1 protein-coding gene is annotated in these 1,995 nt (G+C 64.0%); it reads right to left on the bottom strand.

From position 1 onward, the window contains the following. A partial coding sequence (locus VGD20_RS19580; RefSeq protein WP_331136051.1) for a TonB-dependent receptor domain-containing protein occupies positions 1-1,995 on the bottom strand: 1,995 nt, incomplete at both ends.

Raw genomic sequence — 1,995 nt, 5'->3', positions numbered from 1 at the left:
CGAGGTCGAACGACAGGAACAGGTCGTGCTCCCACACGTCGCCGATGTTGAGGAAGATCGGCACCTCGGCATTCGGATTGGTTTCGAGCAGCGCAAGATAATCGTCGCGCAGATGGTTGCTGTCGTTGATCTTGCCGTAATAGGTGGTCGTCCAGCGGATGCGGAACTTGTCGATCGTCCAGGCGAGCGAACCCCGCGCGCGATATTTGAAGCTGCCGTTCTGAAGATCGCCCGCGAAATCATTGGTGACGACGCCGTCGAGACCCTGGAAGCGCTGTTTCTGCTTCAACACGTGCGTCCCGTCATAGCGCAGGTCGAACCGGCCTGGGATGCCGAGCGCGTCGTCGAGGCGGAAGCGATAGTTGAACGCGACGTCGATCCCCGTCGTATCGAAGCTCGCGAGGTTCGCCTGCCGCTGGACGAGCGAGACGATCTGGCCGTTCACCGGGTTGCGGGTGATATCGGCGCAGAACGGATTCTCGGCCGCGGGCACGTCGGTATCATAGCATTGCAGCTGGGTATCGCGGTTCGAATAGGCGTCGATCGCATCCTTGATGCTGATGTCGTAATAGTCGACCGCGAGCGAGAGTCCCGGGATGAAGCGCGGGGCGAAGACCGCGCCGAGCGTCAGCGTGTCCGCGGTTTCCTCCTTGAGATCGAGGTTGCCGCCATTGGGGCTGTAGATGTTGTTGCCCGCCTGTTCGTAGAGCTGGTCCTGATTTTGACCGGCCTGCCGCGCGAAAAGCGCCTGAATGCCCGGATCGAGACGGCAGTTGGCGGCCAGACGGCCCGCGGTCGTCGGCGTTATCCCGTCGCACAGATCGTCCGCCGCCTCGAAATTGCCGCGCGGCGGCGAATAGAGCTCGGCGATGTCGGGCGCGCGCTGAGCGCGCGCGAATTGGGCGCGGAAGCGGATATCGGGAATTGGCGCATATTGAATGCCGCCGCGGTAGCTCAGCACCGTACCGACATTGTCGATGTCATAGTGCGCGACACGCGCTGATGCATCGACGCTGAGCAGATAGGCGCCCGGCGCGTCCTTGAGCAGCGGCACGCTGACTTCGCCATAGCCTTCATAGGCGCTGATCGAGCCGCCGAAGTCGGGGATCGCATTGCCGGTGGTCCCGCCGGTCTGCGCCAGAAGGTCGCCGCGCAATTGCTGGCTGTCCTTGCGGAAATCGACGCCGAAGGCGGCGGCGACCGGCCCCGCGGGGAGCTGGAGCAGTTCGCCGGTCACGAACGCCTGTCCGGTATATTGGCGGATTGTCAGGTCCTGATGCAGGTCGGCGCGAATCCAGTTCGCCATCTCGGGGGTGATCGATCCCTCGCCGAACAGGTCGATCGCGACGCAGCCCGCGGCGCGCGCGTCGGCGTCGACGCACTGCGGCCCGTTCGGCCCCGTTTCGGCGTTCAGTGCCTGGATCAGGTTGAGCCCGTTGATCTCGTTGCGGCGCCACTGGTCCTGCTTATACTGGCCGAAACCGACGCTGGCCTCCCAGTTCCAGCTGTCCGAAATCTTGCCGCGCAACCCCGCCCAGCTGCGGATCGTCTCGCGCTTGTTCTCGGTGATCTGGCCGCCAACCTCGTCGAAGCGGCGATCCCAGGCGATGCCGGCGCCGGTCGACGGCGTTTCCGAACCGCGCAGCTCGGGCGGGACGAACGGGTTGCAGGGGCCGGGTGCGCGGCGGCAGGGAATCTTGCCATATTCGATTTCGGTCGTGATCCCGGTGACGGGATCGGTGATCGGGAACGTCGAATCCCAGCCGATGCCGTAGGATTCGCGCGTCTCGCCCGAATCGATCCGCGAATATTGAACCTGCGCGAAGCCTTCGAGATTATCGGAAAATTCGAAATCGAGCTTGGCGGCGCCGAGATAGCGCTTGCGCGCAAGGATCAGTGAGCGGCCGGTGCGCTGGTTGTAACCGTCGCGGTTCGGGAGGAAATAGCCGGTGTTGCCATTGTCGGTCGTCCCCACGTCGATCGGCTCGCCGGTCT

The organism is Sphingopyxis sp. (assembly GCF_036402335.1).
GTDB lineage: Bacteria > Pseudomonadota > Alphaproteobacteria > Sphingomonadales > Sphingomonadaceae > Sphingopyxis.
This window is presented reverse-complemented; position numbering and strand designations above follow the sequence as displayed.